Source organism: Mucilaginibacter sp. P1_D10 (assembly GCF_056406215.1).
In genome coordinates this window covers 97,403-118,439 of the sequence record NZ_JBFUAP010000014.1, presented here as the reverse complement: position 1 = coordinate 118,439, position 21,037 = coordinate 97,403, and the positions used below count along the sequence as shown (strand labels likewise).

Sequence of the window (21,037 nt, the reverse complement as noted above, 5' to 3'; positions counted from 1 at the left end):
GGTATTGTGAAAGGCACAGGATGTATAAATTTAACCCGCAGTAAATTTACCAGCTATAACTGTACACCAATAAACCGTCGGCTTATTATTTAGTCGCTTACCAATGAAGCCAATTTATAACTCAATGAAAAGGATTGTGTACCTGTTGTTTTTTATTTCCCTGCGGACGGCTGCTCAAAATGCGCCGGCCTATCCGCCGCTGGTAAATTTTACCGCCGACCAGGATAAGGACAATATGATGAAGCAATTGGACATCATATCCTTACGGCCCGGGCCAAGCGGCGACGAGAAAGCGCCGAACCACGCCAACTATGATGAAGCCCTTGCAAATCCCTATCCGGATTACCCGGAGATATTAACCTTGAAGAATGGGAAGAAAGTAACCACTGCCGAGCAATGGTGGAAACTGCGCCGTCCGGAGATAGTTGAAGATTTTGAGCGAGAGGTTTACGGGCGCATACCCAAAGACGTACCTAAAATTACCTGGGAGGTTAAAATAACCGACCGCGAATTTATGGGTTTTACCCCTGTTATTGCCAAACAATTGGTGGGCCATGCCGATAATTCGGCCTACCCGCTCATCGATGTCAATATTGCTATGACCCTGGTGCTGCCCGCCAACGCAAAAGGGCCTGTGCCTGTGCTGATCATGTTTGCTCCAAGCGCGCTTCCCGCACCGGCGCAACCTTCAAAGGACGAGTTGCAAAAAATCAACGATGCCCTGAAAGACTTGCTGTTGAATGCCCGGCCCGACTTGAAGTCCATTTTTGACAAGTATCCTGCCTACAATATGATTGCCGCACAAAATTACGGCTTTAACCCCTTCGCACCGAGGCCCGCAGGTGATTTGCCTGCTGCCCAGCAACTGATAGCCGATGGCTGGGGCTATGTACTTATCGACCCGGCAAGTATTCAGGTAGATAACGGCGCGGGCCTTACAAAAGGAATTATAGGGCTCACAAATAAGGGGCAGCCGCGCAAACCAGAAGACTGGGGTGCGCTGCGCGCCTGGGCATGGGGTGCCTCAAGGGCGTTGGACTACCTGGCGACCGAGCCAATGGTAGACATAAAGCATGTTGGCATTGAAGGCGTATCCCGTTACGGGAAGGCAGCGCTGGTAACCATGGCTTTCGACCAGCGGTTTGCCATGGGCCTCATCGCTTCATCCGGCGAAGGCGGTACCAAACCCCATCGTCGCAATTTTGGCGAAGCGGTAGAAAATCTTGCTGGTGGCGAATACCATTGGATGGCGGGCAATTTTATAAAATACGCAGCAAGCAACGCCGGTTTTGGGAGTAGAACAGCCAATGACCTGCCCGTAGACTCGCACGAGTTGATAGCCCTGTGTGCACCAAGGCTTACTTTTATAAGCCATGGCATCCCATCGCAAGGCGACGCCAACTGGCTCGACCATCAGGGCAGCTATATGGCAACTATCGCGTCTGGGGCGGTCTTTAAACTATTAGGCGTTAAAGACCTTGGATTTTCAAACGATTACAAAACGGAGAAAATGCCGGCGGTTAACATAAGTATTTTAGATGGGCAGCTTGCCTGGCGGCAGCACGACGGCGGACACACCGATGGGCCAAACATTAAGTACTTTATTGGCTGGGCCGATAAGTTCATCGGCCATAACGCCGCTGGTCGTTAATTGCATCAACATTACAGGCCTTAACGAATGAGAATATTTACTTTATTAATGTGTTTGTTCTGCTGGGTGGCAGCCGCCGCGCAACGTAAACAAGTGCCGAATTCGGTGCCGCACCTGCATAAACAAGGAACCAGCACCCAATTGATTGTGGATGGAAAACCGTTCCTGATATTGGGAGGAGAATTAGGCAATTCGAGTACCTCGAACAGCGCTTATATGAAGCCCTTATGGTCGCGGTTAAAGGCCATGAATTTGAATACCGTTATCGCGCCTGTTTACTGGGAACTGACTGAGCCCAAAGAGGGTTTGTTTGATTTCCGGCTGGTTGATGAATTGATAAATAATGCCCGGGTCAATAAACTGAAGTTGGTGATTTTGTGGTTTGGTGCCTGGAAGAACAGCATGTCTTGCTACGCGCCTGAGTGGGTTAAAACCAATACTGCACGATTCCCCCGCATTTTGAACAAAAACGGTAGGCCCGAGGAGATATTGAGCCCATTCAGCCGGAATAACCTGGAGGCAGACAAGCGGGCCTTCGCGGGGCTGATGAGCCATATTAAGGCAGTTGATAGCAAAACAAGCACCGTGATAATGGTGCAGGTAGAAAATGAGATAGGAATGCTGCCCGATGCCCGTTGCTACGAAGCAGCGGCAAATGCAGCCTTTGAAGCACCCGTTCCTACCACGCTGCTGAGCTACCTGCAAGCCAATAAAAATGTGCTTTTGCCCGAGACAATAAAGGCATGGGGCGACAGGGGATTTAAGACAAAGGGTAACTGGGAGGATGTTTTTGGGCGCAGCCTTGCTACCGATGAGCTGTTCATGGCCTGGCATTACGCAGTTTTTACCAACGAACTTGCAATGGCTGGCAAGGCAGCTTATAATTTGCCGATGTATGTGAACGCTGCGCTTAATCGACCTGGCAAAAAACCGGGCGAGTATCCGAGTGCGGGGCCTTTGCCGCAGGTTACAGATGTTTGGAAAGCCGCTGCGCCTGCCATCGATATCCTGGCGCCAGACTTTTATAATCCCGACTTTAAGCACTGGTGCGATTTATTTACCAGGAGGGGCAACCCCTTATTTATCCCAGAAATAAAATTCGAAGAGGGCATTGATGCTAAGGCTTTTTTTGCTTTCGGTAATTACAACTGCCTCTCGTTCTCGCCGTTTTCAATAGAATCAACTACTAACCCAGGCAACGAACCTATAGCGAAAGCCTACGATTTGCTGGGTCAGTTAACGCCATTAATTACCAAATACAACGCGGCAGGTGGCGTAAAAGGGTTCCTGCTGAGCAAAGATTCATCCGAAACTACGGTAAGGATGGGGGAATATATCGTTCACGTTAAGCATGAATACACTTTGGGGTGGTCGCCGGAAGCGAAAAAAGACCAATGGCCGCTAACGGGCGGCATCCTGATCATGACATCGCCCGGCGAGTTCTATGTTGCTGGTACCGGAATCGTGCTCACTTTCGAATCGATGGCACCAAATAAGGTGGCAGGTTTTATCAGTGTAGACGAGGGCGTTTTCCGGAACGGCAAATGGGTAGAAGGTCGGCGCATGAACGGCGATCAGGACCATCAAGGGCGGCATATACGGGTGGCTGTAAATGATTATGGTATCCAGCATGCCCGGCTTTACAACTATTAAATCATTAGCGCTTCATAAGTAAAATACCATAAATGGATCAGTTTTCATTAAAAGATAAGGTAATCGTAGTTACCGGCGGCACAGGTATCCTGGGCGAAGCCTTTGTAAACGGTATTGCCGGTGCGGGAGGAACGGCCGTTATTTTAGGTCGTAAGATGGAAGTAGCACAGCTTCGCGCAAAAAAAATTATCGATGCGGGTGGCCGCGCACTGGCCATACAGGCAGATGTATTAAAAAAGGACGAAATTATTGCCGCAAGGGATAAGGTACTGGCTGAATTTGGGAAAATTGACGGCCTGGTTAACGCTGCCGGGGGCAATATGCCGGGGGGAATCGTTCAGCCGGAAGCCGATGTTTTCGACCTGGATATGGACGGCCTGCGCCAGGTGATGGAGCTCAATTTATGGGGTACCTTGCTTCCAACACAGTATTTTGGCAAGGAGATAGCCAAAAATGCAACAGGCAGCATCGTGAATATTTCCAGTATGGCATCTCAGCGGGCTATAACTAAGGTGCTGGGCTACACGCTCGCCAAAACGGCAGTAGACGCTTATACCAAATGGTTTGCAGTGGAAACAGCCAACCGCTACGGAGACAAAGTACGCATGAACGCCATAGCGCCGGGTTTTTTCCTGACCGAACAAAACCGTACGCTGCTTACCACGCCCGATGGTGGTTTTACCAGCCGTGGCAACCTGGTTATTAACCAAACGCCCTTCAAACGTTTTGGCGTGCCTGAAGAATTGGTAGGCGCATTGATATGGCTTTTAAGCGATGCCTCGAGATTTGTTACCGGTACAGTGATTAATGTCGACGGCGGTTTCGCGGTGAATAGTGGGGTCTAGAAGCACCAGGAAGTAGAACGATCACGCTAAAATACGTTATATCTTATTAGAAAAACACTCCCCCAAAATGATTGAAAATAAAGCTACAAACTATCGATGGACCGTATGTGCGCTGGTGTTTTTCGCAACCACCGTTAATTACCTCGATAGGTCCGTAATTAGCCTGCTTAAATCAGACCTTACCGCTGAGTTTAAATGGGACGACGGCGATTATGCCAATATCGAGATTGCATTTAAGGTTGCATACTCCGTTGGCTTACTGGCTGCCGGGCGGATGATAGACTACTTGGGCACCAAAAAGGGGTACTTGCTTTCAACCCTGTTCTGGAGCATTGCGGCGGTTTGCCATGGCTTTGTGAGCAGCACGTTTGGTTTTGGCGTAGTGCGCGCTGCCTTGGGGTTAAGCGAGTCGGGTAATTTCCCTGCCGCCATCAAAACAGTGGCCGAGTGGTTCCCTAAAAAAGAGCGGGCGCTGGCAACAGGAATATTTAATTCGGGTGCAAATATAGGTGCCATCATCGCGCCGCTCACCGTGCCATTTATTGCCCTGGTATGGGGCTGGCGATGGGCATTTATCATAACAGGGGCTGTCGGCTTTATTTGGATAGTGCTCTGGATAATCTATTATGAGATACCATCGAGGCAGAAAAGGTTAGGAGTAATTGAATTCAAACTCATAAATTCCACTGATAATCAAGCCGAAAGCCAATCCTCTTTGATTAGCGTAAGCTGGTTTAAATTGCTCAGCTTCAGGCAGACCTGGGCTTTTTCTATCGGTAAATTCCTTACCGACCCCATTTGGTGGTTTTACCTTTTTTGGTTACCCGATTTTTTGCAAAGCCAGTATAAAGTAGCGGGCACGGCAATGGCATTGCCGGTGGCGCTGGTGTACACGTTTTCCGCATTCGGTAGCGTTTTTGGTGGCTACCTGCCAAAAGTATTGATAGAAAAGAACTGGCCGGTATTTAAGGCACGCAAGGTATCCATGTTTTTTTATGCGCTGGCGGTTGTCCCCATAATTTTCGCCCAGGTATTGGGTAGTGTAAATATGTGGCTGGCGGTATTTATTATAGGTCTGGCGGCAGCCGCGCATCAGGCCTGGAGCGCCAATATTTTCACCACGGTGTCAGACATGTTTCCAAAGGACACCGTGGGTTCGGTTACCGGGATAGGTGGCATGTTTGGTTCGGTGGGCAGCGTTTTGCTATCGTTGTTCGTGCAGAAATCAATGTTTATCCATTACCGTGCAATCGGGCAGATAGAGACCGCCTATTACATCATGTTCGGCGTTTGCGGTAGCGCCTATATCCTGGCCTGGCTCATCATGCATTTTATGGTGCCCAAACTTAAACAGATTGCGCTTTGAACAATATAGACATGGCTTGCAAAAGACATAACAGGCTGTATGTGTACAAGTAACTGAACCCGCAAGTTTATTGAATTGCCAGGAAGTACTGCACCGACGGATAAATATCCCGATGCATGACTGTATTAGGCCATAGCGGCTTTAGCATCCGGAGAATATAAAAAATAAATCATGCAATCGATTGCAATTGATAAAATTTAAACTATTTTCGTTTTAAAATAAAGCCAGTACCCGGCACCCGCAATATTCGAGGATTTTTCGGGGCCTGGTTAACCGTTATAATTTACAGCGAGGCCCGCTGAAACCTAATACTAAATTGAGTAATAAATGAAGTCTCTTTCGACCGGCGATTACATCGTATTTTTAGTCTATTTCCTTATTGTAGCCTGTTACGGTTACTGGATATACCGCCGTAAGCATAATGCCGACGCTACCTCCAAAGATTACTTTTTAGCGGAAGGCTCCCTCACCTGGTGGGCCATCGGTGCATCCTTAATTGCATCGAACATCTCTGCCGAGCAGTTCGTGGCCATGAGCGGCAACGGCTTTACCATGGGCCTGGCTATATCAACCTATGAGTGGATGGCTGCCCTTACGCTGATCATCGTAGCGGTATTCTTTATACCGGTGTATCTCAAGAACAAGATATTCACCATGCCGCAATTCCTGCACCAGCGTTACAACAGCACTGTTGCCATGATTATGGCAGTGTTCTGGCTGCTGCTGTACGTAATCGTTAACCTAACCTCGATACTGTACCTCGGCGCAATCGCCATCAACGGCATCTCCGGCATCGATTTCAAATTATGCATAGCCGGTTTGGCCATTTTCGCCATCATCATTACGCTGGGCGGCATGAAGGTAATAGGCTATACCGACGTTATCCAGGTGTTTTTCCTGATATTGGGCGGTTTAGTAACCACCTATATTGCCGTTACAAAAGTAGGCGAGTACTATGGCCACCCGGGCTTGCTGAACGGCATGTCGGATATGTACAGCCACGCCAACGACCACTTCCAGATGATATTGAAGAAAGACAACAAAAGCTATGGCGACCTCCCCGGCTTGACGGTGCTGATAGGTGGTATGTGGATAGTGAACCTCAACTACTGGGGCTGTAACCAGTACATTACGCAAAGAGCCCTGGGTGCTAACCTCAATACAGCACGTAGCGGTATCCTGTTCGCTGCTTTCCTGAAACTGCTGATGCCGCTGATTGTGGTATTGCCAGGCATCGCGGCCTATATCCTTTATAAAGAGAACGTATTCAATGCAGATATGACGGGCAGCATAACCGCCAACCACGATAATGCCTACCCGGTATTGTTGAACCTGCTGCCTACGGGCGTAAAAGGTTTGGCTTTCGCAGCTTTAACGGCCGCAGTAGTAGCTTCGCTGGCCGGCAAGGCCAATAGCATCGCCACCATCTTTACGTTGGATATTTACAAGAAGAAGATCCGCAAGGACGCTACCGACCATCAGTTGGTGGTAGTAGGCAAGATTACCGTAGTGGTAGCCATGATACTGGGCGTAGCGATATCGCCCTTCCTGGGCATCGACAAAAAAGGCGGCTTCCAGTTCATACAGGAGTACACCGGCTTCGTATCGCCGGGTATCTTCGCCATGTTTATCCTGGGCTTCTTCTGGAAGAAAGCATCATCCAATGCGGCATTGTTTGCCACTATCGGCGGCTTCGCGTTCTCGGTATTGTTCAAATTCCTGCCCAAGATGGTCGATTTGACCTCACTTGCAGCAAGCGGCTTCTCTTATAAAAATGCTGAAAGCGGCCTGTACGAGATACCATTCCTGGACAGGATGGGCTTCGTATTCGCCATTTGCGTGGCAGGTATGGTTATCATCAGTTTGATAGATGCAGCCAAAGGCAAAGAAACCAACGGCCTGGAGATAGATGCCAAAATGTTCAAAACATCGAACGCTTTCGCGGTTGGTGCCATGCTGGTTTGCGGCATACTGGTGGCCTTATATACAATATTTTGGTAATGAAGCGGCCTGATAATGCATCGGCTTCGCGCGGCTGAAAATTGAACGGCGCTATATACACCCCTTATTTTGAAAGATATGATACCAAATCTAAAACAAACATTCCGCTGGTTCGGCCCTAATGACCCGGTAACGTTACAGGCCATCAGGCAAACTGGCGCAACCGGCATTGTTTCGGCCCTGCATCACATTCCCTGTGGCGTGGTTTGGGGTATGGATGAAATACGTGCCCACCAAACCATTATTGAGACAGCCGGTTTTGATTGGACCGTTGTTGAAAGTGTAAATATACACGAGTCGATCAAAACAGGTGCATCCGGACGCGATTGGTATATTGACAACTATCGGCAAACGCTGGCCAATCTCAGTAATGCCGGCATTGATACGGTGTGCTATAACTTCATGCCGGTGCTCGATTGGACACGCACCCATCTCGATTACCGGTTGGCCAATAACGCATCTGCTTTAAGGTATGAAGCAGATGCGCTGGCAGCATTCGACCTTTATATTCTGGAACGGGAGGGAGCATATGCCGAATTCAATGCCGATCAGCAACTGGCCGCAAAGCGTTACCTGGACAAGTTAACAAGCAATGAGATAAGCCAGCTAACGAATACCATATTGGCGGGTTTGCCCGGAACCGACGAGGTGTTTACCATTGAGGAATTTAAGGAGCACTTGAAAAGATTCAGCGATGTTGATGCCACGAAGCTGAAAGAGAACCTGGCTTATTTTTTACGCGCCATTATACCTTATGCGGAAGAATACGGCATAAAAATGTGTATCCATCCCGACGATCCACCGTTCCCGATATTGGGCTTGCCGAGAGTGGTATCTACTGAAAAAGACCTGAAAGACGTAATTGACGCGTATCCTTCGGCCAATAATGGCATCACCCTTTGCACCGGCTCGCTTGGTGCACGTGAGGATAATGATATTCCGGGCATTATAAAGCGTTTAGGAAGTCACATACATTTTCTGCATTTACGGAATGTGCAGCGCGAAGCAGACGGAAGTTTTTACGAAGCTGACCATTTGGGGGGCAGTACGGATATGTTTGAGGTGATGAAAGCAGTGGTAACAGAACAGGGCAGGCGCCAGGAGGCCGGACGATATGATGTTGAAATACCCATGCGGCCGGATCATGGACATAAAATACTGGACGACTTTAATTACAACACTTATCCAGGGTATTCAATAATTGGGCGATTAAAGGGATTGGCAGAATTGCGGGGCCTGGAAATGGGCGTAAAGCAATCATTGCTCTTTTTAAATCAATTATTCGGAATAGACTATCGGAAAGAATATTTCCATTAATTTTTTTATCTGCGTATAGACGCCTGCGGGCACCCAGTATTTAAATGATGACAAAGAACCTGCTGATTAAGCGATTGGTGCTATTATTCGCAATTTTGCACATTGCCGGCAATGGTTATGCAGACGATGGATATAAACTTTGGCTTAGCTATAACGCCGTGGCCGATAAAAAACTGGCCGCTCAATATAAAGCTCAGCTGGCTCATGTGAAATTTACAGGCGCTACACCTTCGCTTAACGCCGCTCGCGAGGAACTGCTAACCGGGCTAAAAGGTACCCTTGCTCTTAAGCCTCAAATTAGTGAAAAAATAGAATATCCCGCGTTGCTTGTGGGTATTGCCTCATCATTAAAACTGCCCGAAAGCGTTTGTTCCGCGAGCGAACTGGATAAAACCGGCAGCGAAGGGTATCTTATCAAAACAGTAATCATCAACAGTAAAAAGTGTATCGTTATTACGGCTCAAACCGATGTTGGGGTTTTGCACGGCGTTTTTGGCTTTCTAAAATTGCTGCAAACGCAGCAAAGCATTGATGCTTTAAACATATTGGAGTACCCGCGTATCATGTACCGGGTGCTTGATCATTGGGACAACCTTAACCGCACCGTAGAACGCGGCTATGCAGGGGCATCTATTTGGAACTGGCATAAGCTGCCAGGCTATATCGACCAGCGCTATATCGACTACGCCCGGGCCAGCGCTTCGGTTGGGATAAATGGCTCGGTAGTGAATAATGTAAACGCCAACGCGCTGATGCTGACACCGGAATACTTAGAAAAGGTAAAAGCACTGGCAAACACCTTCAGGCCCTATGGCATAAAAGTGTATTTGTCGGTTAAATTTAGCAGCCCGATTGATATAGGCGGGCTTAAAACCGCCGATCCGCTCAATGCGCAGGTAATTCAATGGTGGAAAGATAAGGCGGACGAAATATACCGCAGCATCCCCGATTTTGGCGGCTTCCTGGTGAAGGCTAATTCAGAAGGGCAGCCCGGCCCACAAGCATACGGGCGCAGCCATGCGGATGGTGCTAACATGCTTGCTGATGCATTGCTGCCCCACAATGGGATTGTAATGTGGCGTGCATTTGTGTATGACAACAATGTGCCTGATGATCGGGCGAAACAGGCTTATAACGAGTTTAAGCCGCTCGACGGGCAGTTCAAAAAAAATGTAATTATACAGGTGAAGAACGGACCGATAGATTTTCAGCCCCGCGAGCCGTTCCACCCCTTATTTGGCGCTATGCCCAATACCCCGCTGATGATGGAGTTTCAGTTGACGCAAGAATACCTGGGGTTTTCTACCAACCTGGTTTACGAAGCGCCGCTGTTTAAAGAATGTTTGGAATCTGATACCTATGCAATGGGGAAAGGCTCTACAGTGGCTAAGGTAATTAGGGGAAAGTATAATGCAAAACTCATCACCGGGATGGCAGGCGTGGCTAATATAGGCTCAGACATCAATTGGTGTGGGCATCCTTTTGCCCAGGCAAACTGGTACGCCTTTGGCAGGCTTGCCTGGAACCCGGATTTATCATCGGCCGATGTAGCGTCCGATTGGTTGAGGATGACTTTTACGAATAACCCGGCGTTTATTTCGCCGATGAAAACGATAATGCTGCAATCGAGGGAGACAGCGGTAAACTATATGACGCCGCTCGGACTTCACCACATCATGGGTGTCAACACGCATTATGGCCCAGGGCCATGGGTGGATAACGCAGGGCGTGCAGATTGGAACGCTACTTATTACCACAAGGCAGATTCGGCAGGTATTGGTTTCAACCGCAGCAGTACAGGCAGTAACGCGGTAGCACAATATCAACCGCAGGTAAGGGAGCTTTTTGAAAACCTGGCTACTTGTCCGGATGAATATCTGTTATGGTTCCATCATGTAAAATGGGACTATAAGATGCGTTCGGGGGCTACTTTGTGGGACGAATTGGTGCATCGTTATTACCTGGGGGCAGATGCTGTTAAGCAAATGGAGCTCACCTGGGGTAAAATGGGGGGCTATGTAGATAAGGAACGCTATGAATCGGTTAAGCAGTTGTTAGCTATCCAATACGATGAAGCTACTTCCTGGCGCAATTCCTGCGTGTTATACTTCCAAACATTTTCCAAAAGGCCAATACCAGCCGGATACCCAAAGCCGGATAAACCCTTGAACTTTTATAGGGACAGGAAGTTTTTGCTCGCACCCGGTATCGGCGGAAATCAATAATAATTAAACCAAGCTATAAATTATAAAGTCATGAACCAATTATCAACCAAAGCAAAGCCGTTTTTAATGCTGCCAATTGTTTTATGTTCGCTCTTAGCGTGCCATTCACCGGAGCAGAAAGCAAGTACCGCAGCTACCGATACTACGAAAGTGAAATTCCTTACCGAACCGCTTATTAGTAGCATATACACTGCGGATCCGTCTGCGCACGTGTTTAACGGGAAAATTTATATTTATCCTTCGCATGATATTGATGCAGGGATAAAAGAAAACGATAACGGCGATCACTTCGCCATGAAAGATTACCACATCTTGTCGATGGATAGTATCGGCGGCAAGGTTACTGATGAAGGCGTAGGATTAGATATTAAAGATATACCATGGGCCGGCCGGCAGCTTTGGGCACCGGATGCGGCGTATAAAGACGGTACTTACTACCTATATTTCCCGGTGAAGGACAAGCAGGATGTCTTTAAAATCGGGGTGGCTACTTCAAAGCAACCTCAAGGCCCATTTAAAGCAATGCCCGAGCCCATAGCCGGCAGTTTCAGTATAGACCCTGCCGTTTTTACGGATACAGATGGTACTTCATATATGTATTTCGGCGGTATTTGGGGTGGGCAGCTGCAGCGCTGGGCCACAGGTAAATACGAAAGCAATGGCTCTAAAACCGATTTGCAGCAAGATGATAAACCGGCAATAAGCTGCAGGGTAGCCAAACTTAAAGGGAATATGACGGAGTTTGATGGGGATGTAAAAGATGTCGTTATCCTCGATAGCCTTGGCAAGCCTTTGTTAGGTAAAGACCACAACCGGAGGTTTTTTGAGGGATCGTGGATGCATAAATATAACGGCAAGTACTACTTTACCTATTCTACCGGCGACACGCACCTGCTTTGCTATGCCATTGGCGATAGCCCGGTTGGGCCGTTTACCTACAAAGGTGTATTTATGAAGCCTGTACAAGGATGGACCACGCACCACTCTATCATAGAAGTTAAAGGCAAATGGTACATTTTTTACCACGATACTGAAATATCCGGCAAGACACATTTAAGGAACGTAAAAGTAACCACACTTGAACATGAGGCCGACGGTTCAATAAAACTGATTGACCCTTTTATAAAATAGATGAATTTTAATACAATAATGGAAAAACCAAATCAAGCACTCGAGACATTAGCAATAGATACCGTAAGGATACTTTCTGCAGATGCCGTACAAAAAGCAAACTCAGGCCACCCCGGCACCGCAATGGCACTGGCACCAATGGGCCACGTATTGTGGACCAAGTTTTTAAACTATAACCCCAAGAACCCCGATTTCGCCAACCGCGACAGGTTTATCCTTTCTGCAGGCCATGCTTGTATATTGCAATATAATTTCCTGTACTTAACAGGTTACGATTTGAGTTTAGACGACATCAAGGCTTTCCGCCAGATGAACAGCAAAACCGCCGGTCACCCCGAATATGGTTTGGCACCCGGCGTAGATGTTACTACCGGCCCACTTGGCCAGGGTTTCGCCAACGGCGTAGGTTTTGCCATCGCGCAAAAACACTTAGCAGCCCGTTACAACAAGCCGGGTTTCGACCTCTTCAACTATAATGTTTATGCTATCGTAAGCGATGGCGATATGATGGAAGGCGTAACCTCAGAAGCTGCTTCTTTAGCTGGTCACCTACAGTTGGGCAACCTGATCTATTTATATGATGATAACCACATCTCGATAGAAGGCAGCACCGATATCGCCTTCAACGAAGATGTAAGCGCACGCTTCCGCTCTTACGGCTGGCATGTACAGGAAATTGCGGATGTGAACGATACCCATGCTTTAGAGCTGGCTTTGATCAACGCAAAATCCGAGTCTCAAAAACCATCGCTGATCCGCGTACGTTCGCTGATCGCTTACGGTAGCCCTAATAAATCTGGTACTGCAGGCTCGCACGGTTCGCCACTGGGTGCCGATGAGATAAAGCTGGTAAAAGAATTCTTCGGTTTCGATCCGGAGAAATCATTCAATGTTCCAGCCGAAGTGTTGGAATACTACCATGCCAAAGGCGCAAGGGGCGAAAAAACCGAAGCCAAATGGAATGAACTGTTTGCTAAATACAAAGCGAAATTCCCCGAACTGGCCGCCGAATACGAAACCGCAGCATCTGGCGAGCTGCCTGCAGGCTGGGCCGATAAACTGCCCGTATTCAAAGCATCCGACCCTAAGATGGCTACCCGCCAGGCATCGGGCAAAGTGCTGAATGCTATCGCTGCAGGCCTGCCAAACTTAATTGGCGGCGCAGCAGATTTAGCCCCATCTACCGAAACTAACCTGAAAGAATACGATTCATTCACCTCAGAGAACCGCGCAGGCCGCAACTTCCACTTCGGTATCCGCGAGCATGCCATGGGTTCGGCCCTTAACGGTATGTCGCTTACAAAAGGCGTGCTGCCATTCGGCGCTACCTTCCTGCAATTTGCAGATTATATGCGCCCGCCGATACGTTTGGCAGCCATTATGAAGATCAGTCCGATATTCGTTTACACCCACGATAGTATCGGCCTTGGCGAGGATGGCACTACCCACCAGCCAATAGAACATTTGGCAACATTGCGCGCTATCCCTAATGTTACCGTTATCCGCCCTGCAGATGCCAACGAAAGTTCATTCGCCTGGAAGGTAGCCATAGAGAAAAAAGGCGGCCCGACTGTATTGATATTCACCCGCCAGGGATTACCTATCCTGGATCAGGATAAGTATGGCAAAGCATCAGGTGTAGAAAAAGGCGCATACGTATTATCAGAAGCCAGCAAAGGCATTGACCTGATACTGTTGGCAACCGGTTCTGAAGTAGCGTTGATTATGGATGCGCAAGCCAAACTGGAAGCAGAAGGCATCTCAACCCGCGTGGTAAGCATGCCATCATGGGAGTTATTCGAAGCGCAGGATGCAGCTTACAAAGAATCGGTATTGCCTAAAGCAAGTCGCAAACGTTTAGCTGTAGAAATGGCATCCCCAATGGGCTGGCACAAATACACTACCGACGAAGGCGACACGCTGTGCATGACCACCTTCGGCGAATCGGCCCCGGCAGAAGACCTGTACAAACACTTCGGCTTTACGGTAGATAATGTAGTGAAGAAAGCGAAAGCGCTTTTGTAATATAGATATGAGACGTGAGATTTGAGATATGAGATTAGCTTCGACGCTGGTTTCCTGTCTCAAATCTCAAATCTCATATCTCACTTCTCAAATCTCTCAACTTCGGCGTATGCCAAAATCCCTCATTCATTCATCGCAAAAGAAGATGAAGTTTTAGGGCGTTGCACCCTTTTATTCGTTTGGTATTCTGAGGGAAGGATGCCGAACTTGCTTTTAAACGTCCTGGAGAAATAGCTTGGCGTTCCGAAACCCGTCATGTAGGCTATCTGGGCTACGTTATAGTCGCTCGTTTCCAACAGCGCCGCTGCCTTTTCTAATTTCACCTGGCGGATATATTCTACTGGTGTACATCCTGAGAGTTCCAGCAATTTATAGTACAACGATCCCCTGCTCATGCCCACATGTTTGCTTAGTTTCTCAACAGACAGTTCCGGGTCGTTCAGGCCGTTTTCAATACATTCCATCACTTTATTCATCAACTTTACATCGGCCGATTCTGATTCGATTTGATTGACTTTGAATTGGATGTGTTTGGAGTATGTTTCTTTCAGGCTGCTGCTCATGATAAGCAGGTTGCAAATTTTGGTGTACAAAATTTGGAAGTTGAACGGTTTGGTGAGGTAGTCGTTCGCCCCGGAGCGTAGCCCGTCCAATTGTTCTTTCTCCTTTGCCATTGCGGTAAGCAATATAACCGGTATATGGCAGGTGCGTTTATCTGATTTTATTTTCTGGCTCAGCTCAATGCCATTTACATGGGGCATGCCAACGTCGCTTACCACCAGATCCGGGTGAAGGCTCAATGCTTTTTGCCAGCCCTGTTTGCCATCGGGCGCTTCTAAAATGTGGAAATATTGCTTTAAGTGCTGAGCAAGGTAATAACGGAATTCATCGTTGTCTTCCACTAACAGCACGGTCGCCATATTAGTGCTTCGTTCGGCCTCGTTATCTGCATGCGAAAATTCAAGGGCTTCGCTGCCCAGGATGGACGATTGCGGTAAGTTTGTTTCCGGTTCATCTGCCACAGAAAGGGCCGGTAGCAGGGGTAGCGTGATAATGAAGTCGCTGCCTTTGCCGCCGGCGCTCTTGGCGCAGATATTGCCCCCGTGCAGCTCTATAAATTCTTTTGTGATAGCGAGGCCAATACCCGACCCCTGGTTCATTATTGAACCTTTTCGGACCGACTGATAAAAGCGATCGAATATTTTAGTGGTATCATTTTCAGCTATGCCGATGCCGGTGTCCGAAACGGTTAAATTCAATACCGGCTGCGTGGTATCTACGCCGGAAATGTTTATGCCAATGGTTACGCAGCCTCCGCCGGGCGTAAACTTAAACGCATTGGATAGCAGATTAAATATTACGCGCTCCATTTTGTCGCAATCGAGCTGCGTAGCCCATGATTTTTGATTGCTATCTATTTTAAGCATTATATGCTTGTTTTCGGCTATGTCGCGAAACGATTCGGTACACTCTACAATAAAGCTGACAATATCGCCGGGCACCAAATTCAGTTGTAGCTCCTGCTCCTCCATTTTACGAAAATCCAGCAATTCGTTAACCAGGTTAAGCAACCGTTTGGCATTCCGGTTGATCATCTTTAAATGACCAAAATCTTCCGCCTCAAATCCCCGGTTCATTAATCTGTCTACCGGGGCCAGGATAAGTGAAATGGGCGTCCTGAACTCGTGGCTCAGGTCGGTGAGTATTTTGATTTTAACACGATCGAGTTCATGCAATCGTTCCGCCTCGAGGCGTTCCCGTTCAATTAATTCCTTTGCCCTTGATTTTTCCTGCGCTACTTCAAACTCGTTCCGCAATTTCCGGATACCTTGCCTGCGGATTAGCAATAAAATTGCCGTCGCAGCCAGCAGATAAAACAGGTATGCGTATATAGTACGCCAAAATGGCGGCAATACCACTATATTTATTTGGCTTGGCGTATTATTCCAACCGTTTTCGTTCTTGCTCGACATCACCTGGAATACATAGTTCCCTGGGTCGAGATTAGTATAGTTTGCAGTCCGGGCTTTGTTAACATAGTTCCAGCCTTTGTCGAATCCCGAAAGCCTGTAAGCATAAAGGTTCTGCCTGGGTGAGGTATAGTCGACCGCTACATAGTTGATGGAGAAGTTTTCGCCATATTTAAGTATAATTTCTTTGGCATCACTCAACTGCTGGTTGATAGGGGAGTTTGCTGAAGGCGCTATGGGTAGATTATTTACCTTAAGCCCGCTGAATATCACTTTGCCGGGCACAGACGATGGTGGGAGTTTTTCGGGATTGAAGTAATTAAAGCCATCTTCTCCTCCAAAAAACAACTCGCCGCTACTGGCTTTTATGGCGGAACCAATTAAGAATGCACCTTGTTGAATGCCGTTTTCCGCTGTGAAATTCCTGAAGGTACTTTTGGCGCGATCGAAGGAGACGATCCCCCTGTCGGTACTGAACCAAAGCATGCCTGCGTTATCTTCAACAATGCTTTTAATAAAGCCATTGGTCAATCCTTCGGGCTCTTTAAACGAATGGAAGCGGTTGGTTTTTGCGTTGAAAAAGCTGACGCCATCATTGGTGCCTACCCATAGGGTGCCATCTTTAGCGATCAGGGTAGCCGAGATTACGTCATCGGCTAATCCGTTGTTGGCTTTTGTGTAATGGGTAAGGCTGCCATGGGCGGGGCTGTAAACGGCAATGCCTGTACCGGCAGAGCCTATCCATATATTACCATTGGGTGCCATGGTTAACGACTGTATAAAATCGTTCAGCGGCAAATCGTGAGGAAAACCGGCACTCGCCCGTCGGTTCAAATTAGAGAACGCGTTGGTGGTTTTATCATATACGTCGATCCCATGGCCAATAGTGCCGAACCACAATCTGCCATTTTTGTCTTCAATAATCGCAGTGACGTCATTAGAACTGAGCCCCTTAAGGCCGGCGTTAGAGGTAAATTGCTTAAATGTTCCGCTTTGCGGATCGATACAAAAAACGCCATGATGGTAAGTGCCGGCCCATAGCTTCCCGTTTCGGTCCATATGGAGTGACAGAATTGTCGGCTTTACCGATCCGTCGAGCCTGCTTGTTAGCTTATAAGGTGTAAACAGCCCGGTGGCGCGGTCAAAAAGTTCCAGTCCGCCACCATCTGTGCTTACGAAGATTTTTCCGGGCTGATATTCGGCAAAAGCAGTTACGAAAGGTGCTGTCAGGCCTCTTGGGTCGAAAGGGTTGCTTTGCTTGAGGTTGAAAAGTGCCAAATGCTTGTTATATTTACTTACACCACCACCAAAAGTGCCTATCCAGTAAATGCCGTCCGGATCTATAAATATACTCCTGATAGATTTGCTTTTTAAGCTGAACATATTGCGCGAATCCGGCCGCAGCTGCTTAAACTCCCGGGTTGATAAATTCAGTACCGTTACGCCGTCCTCGGTACCTATCCAAAGGTCACCGTCTTTGGTTGCGGTTAAGGCGAACACCGCATTGTTGCTTAGCGAATTAGTAGCCCCCTTAATACATTTATATACGGTGAATTTCCCGGGAGATACTTGTTTGTTAAGGCCATCAAAAGTGCCCAGCCAAATGTTCCCCTTCGCGTCTTCCGTTATCGATTTGATGACATTATTACTCAGGCTTGTTGCATCTGCTGTGTTGTGTGCATACCTGCTTATTTTGCGGGTGGTGTGGTTATAAAAATAGGCGCCATTATTGGTACCTACCCACATGTTTTGGTTACTGTCTTCAAACAAGGAGATAGCAACAAAGCTTCCTGCTTCGGTTGTTTTTGGATAGGTAATCGGCAAACGGGTAGGGTGGCCTGTTTTGAGATTTATAATACGTAAATCGCCATAAGTTCCAACCCACAGGTTGCCGCTATGATCTTCCAATATCGTTCTGGCAGATATGGTAGGGAGTTCTTTCCAGGTGCCATCGCCGGTATATGTTTTAAAGCTGTCGAATTTAGTATCGTAATAGCAAAGTCCGCCGGAGGCGGTACCAACCCAAAGCCTTCCGGTATGATCGGCAAATAACGACAATACCTCGTTAGATGGGAGGCTGGTTTTATCGCCCTGATGATGCCTGTAAACCGTGAAATTATTACCGTCGTATTTACTTAAGCCATTAGTTGTGCCAAACCACATCAATCCATTCTGATCCTTAATAATAGCCGTGACGGTGTTTGCTGATAATCCTTCTTTCACGGTGATAGATGTGAAGTTCAGGTTATTCTGGCCGACAACAATCAGTGGGGTACTCATCAAAATCAGGCATACCGCAAGGTTGCGTTTTATCAAATTCCACATCATAGTATATGAGTATATGTTTGGCCCTGCCCGACGATATCTGTTTTGCAACAGGTACGATCTTAGAATGGGTTAGTAAAAGATAATTGGTTATAACAAATATATTATTCTCACTCAATTTATTTACGAAAACATACAATAAAAGTATTTTAAATAACAATCGATTGAATGATTTATTGGTGGCCGTTTGTTTTCCATCTGAATCTTGATACTCCATCGCGTTTTAAACCCGGCCCTTTGATAGGAGGGGATACTGAAATTGGTTTTAAATGATCAATTCGAAATGTATTTGATTGTTTTTGATATGGAGTTATCCGGAATAAATGCTTGCGCTATCGAACGGCAAGTATAGGATGAAGCGATAAAAGTAGATTTTACGGCTTTATGAATTATTGCTAAAATATCATGTGAGATTTCAAAATAGATGCTAAATTTACAATCGATTGCCAATATAAACTCGATTTTAAATTTTAGTTTTTGATTTCCGACCCATGCGGTTTACTAAACATACAATAGGTTTATGAGAACATTTTTTGCCGTATTTATCGGTATGGTGGTAATATTATACACCGGCCAGTATGCCAACGCAACATTAAGGCTTCCGCAACTCGTTAGCGATGGCATGGTACTACAGCGCAATACCAATATTAAGATATGGGGCTGGGGAAGCCCCGGTGAGCGGGTAAAAATAGCTTTCAATGGAAAAAAGTTCAAATCTCTTGTAGGGGATGATGGCCAATGGAGCGTAACCCTTCCAAAAATGAAAGCAGGGGGGCCATATCAAATGCAGATAGATGGCAGCAACCATATTTTGTTAAAGGATGTGCTTATAGGCGACGTTTGGTTTTGTTCGGGACAATCTAACATGACCATAAAAATGGAGCGTGTGAAAGAGAAATATCCCGAAGAGATAGCTAATGTTGATTATCCGTTTATCAGGTATTTTTTTGTTGCTACCACCGCCGATGTGGCAAACATTCACAGCGATTACCCTCCCGGCCATTGGGTGGCAACTACAAAGCAAAACATACTGGAAATAGGTGCGGTTGCCTATTTTTTTGCAAAGCAGCTTTATGGCCGGTACCATATACCTATTGGCATCATTAATTCGAGTGTAGGCGGTACTCCTATACAAGCATGGATAGGAGAAAGCGGCATAAAAGATATCGCCACTTATGGCCAGCGGCTTGCACAATTTAAGGATACCTCGTTTATGGCCGGCGTAGCCCGGGCCAAACAACGGGCTATCCCCTTTGATCCGGCCATTCAGGGGGAGGACAAGGGGAGTTCCGGCGCCGTTAAATGGTACGATCAGAGCTATATTCCCACTAACTGGCATAAGTTCTGGCTGCCGGGCTATTGGGCCGACCAGGGGGTTAAGGGGCTGAACGGCATCGTTTGGTTCAGGAAAGAAATAAACGTTCCTGTTGAGATGGCGGGTAAGGCAGCGAAGCTTTTCGTTGGCCGCATAATTGATGCGGATGAAACCTATGTGAACGGCCAATTGGTGGGGAAAATCACCTATCAGTATCCACCCCGCAGATACGAGGTACCGGCAGGCTTGTTAAAAGCCGGGAAAAATATAATTACGGTTCGTGTGACCAATTCGATGGGAAAGGGCGGGTTTGTGCCCGATAAGCGCTATGAATTAACAGACGGTACTACAGTTATCGATTTGCGGGGCGACTGGCTTTACCAGGTTGGCCTGGCCTATCAGCCGCGCAGGAACGGAGGCAGAGGTGGCGCGCCATTTTCGGCCCAGGACGAGCCAACCGGCCTGTATAATGCCATGATAGCACCGGCAGTGAACTATGCCGTAAAAGGCTTCCTTTGGTATCAGGGCGAAACCAATGTTGGGACAAAAAACTACGGGGAACTTTTAACAGCACTTATTAATAATTGGCGTAGTGCCTGGAAAGATGACTCCTTGCCTTTTTTGATGGTACAGTTGCCGAATTTTGGGGAAGTGCAGTATTCGCCGGCCGAAAGTGCCTGGGCCGAGATAAGGGAAGCGCAGCTAAAGGCACTTGCTTTGCCGAACACGGCACTGGCAGTTGCTATAGATGCCGGCGAGTGGAATGATATTCATCCCCTAAACAAGAAAGACGTTGGAGAACGCCTAGCTCGCGCTGCAGAAAGGCTGGCATATGGCGACCGGCAAATAGTTGCATCCGGCCCCACTTTTAAATCTGCTGTTATTGATGATAACAAAATCACACTTGCCTTCACTGATATTGGAACCGGCCTGGTATCCAACAACGGAGAGCCGCTTTCTCAATTTGCAATAGCAGGGGAGGATAAGCAATTTGTATGGGCTAGCGCTACTATAGCGGGCGATAAGGTTGTCGTATCGTCGCCCCTTGTCCAACATCCCTTATATGTACGTTATGCCTGGTCAGATAATCCGGAGGGTGCGAATTTGTACAACCGTGAGGGCTTACCGGCTTCTCCATTCCGTACGGATCTGCCCAAATAAAAAAAGGACAGCCTCGCGCTGTCCCTTAACCAATTGACTAACCAAACAGAGG

At 47.4% G+C, this 21,037-nt stretch carries 11 protein-coding genes; 10 read left to right on the top strand and 1 reads right to left on the bottom strand.

Annotated features, from left to right (window positions below):
* Positions 1 to 124 precede the first annotated feature (124 nt).
* The 9 genes from AC1DYT_RS20825 to tkt all read left to right on the top strand — a co-directional run bounded on the left by AC1DYT_RS20825 (position 125) and on the right by tkt (position 14,214).
* Entirely contained in the window at positions 125 to 1,651 is a 1,527-nt protein-coding gene (locus AC1DYT_RS20825) for a glucuronyl esterase domain-containing protein (protein WP_477471446.1), read from the top strand.
* 27 nt (positions 1,652 to 1,678) lie between these two features.
* The gene (locus AC1DYT_RS20820) at positions 1,679 to 3,304 is read left to right on the top strand and encodes a GH35 family beta-galactosidase (protein WP_477471445.1); all 1,626 of its coding nucleotides are present in this window, start codon (positions 1,679 to 1,681) and stop codon (positions 3,302 to 3,304) included.
* Positions 3,305 to 3,336: 32 nt separating this feature from the next.
* Complete coding sequence (locus AC1DYT_RS20815; protein ID WP_477471444.1) at positions 3,337 to 4,149, top strand: SDR family oxidoreductase; 813 nt, start codon at positions 3,337 to 3,339, stop codon at positions 4,147 to 4,149.
* 67 nt (positions 4,150 to 4,216) lie between these two features.
* Entirely contained in the window at positions 4,217 to 5,515 is a 1,299-nt protein-coding gene (locus tag AC1DYT_RS20810; RefSeq protein ID WP_477471443.1) for an MFS transporter, read from the top strand.
* A gap of 327 nt (positions 5,516 to 5,842) precedes the next feature.
* Positions 5,843 to 7,516 (top strand): sodium/sugar symporter, encoded by a 1,674-nt coding sequence (locus AC1DYT_RS20805; protein ID WP_477471442.1) that lies wholly within the window; start codon positions 5,843 to 5,845, stop codon positions 7,514 to 7,516.
* 78 nt (positions 7,517 to 7,594) lie between these two features.
* Positions 7,595 to 8,833, top strand: a complete 1,239-nt coding sequence (gene uxuA / locus AC1DYT_RS20800) for a mannonate dehydratase (protein ID WP_477471441.1) — start codon at positions 7,595 to 7,597, stop codon at positions 8,831 to 8,833.
* A 44-nt stretch (positions 8,834 to 8,877) separates the two neighbouring features.
* On the top strand, positions 8,878 to 11,058 hold the full coding sequence (locus AC1DYT_RS20795; protein WP_477471440.1) for an alpha-glucuronidase family glycosyl hydrolase: 2,181 nt from the start codon (positions 8,878 to 8,880) through the stop codon (positions 11,056 to 11,058).
* 30 nt (positions 11,059 to 11,088) lie between these two features.
* Positions 11,089 to 12,189, top strand: coding sequence for a glycoside hydrolase family 43 protein (locus tag AC1DYT_RS20790; RefSeq protein ID WP_477471439.1), 1,101 nt, complete (start codon positions 11,089 to 11,091; stop codon positions 12,187 to 12,189).
* Positions 12,190 to 12,207: 18 nt separating this feature from the next.
* Entirely contained in the window at positions 12,208 to 14,214 is a 2,007-nt protein-coding gene (gene tkt, locus AC1DYT_RS20785; RefSeq protein WP_477471438.1) for a transketolase, read from the top strand.
* Positions 14,215 to 14,336: 122 nt separating this feature from the next.
* Here tkt and AC1DYT_RS20780 read toward each other — a convergent pair whose 3' ends face one another.
* Positions 14,337 to 18,512: a hybrid sensor histidine kinase/response regulator transcription factor gene (locus AC1DYT_RS20780; RefSeq protein ID WP_477471437.1), complete on the bottom strand. Its 4,176-nt coding sequence runs from the start codon at positions 18,510 to 18,512 to the stop codon at positions 14,337 to 14,339.
* Between the two features lie 517 nt (positions 18,513 to 19,029).
* Between AC1DYT_RS20780 and AC1DYT_RS20775 the strand changes: the two genes are divergently transcribed.
* Complete coding sequence (locus tag AC1DYT_RS20775; RefSeq protein ID WP_477471436.1) at positions 19,030 to 20,985, top strand: sialate O-acetylesterase; 1,956 nt, start codon at positions 19,030 to 19,032, stop codon at positions 20,983 to 20,985.
* Positions 20,986 to 21,037 lie beyond the last annotated feature (52 nt).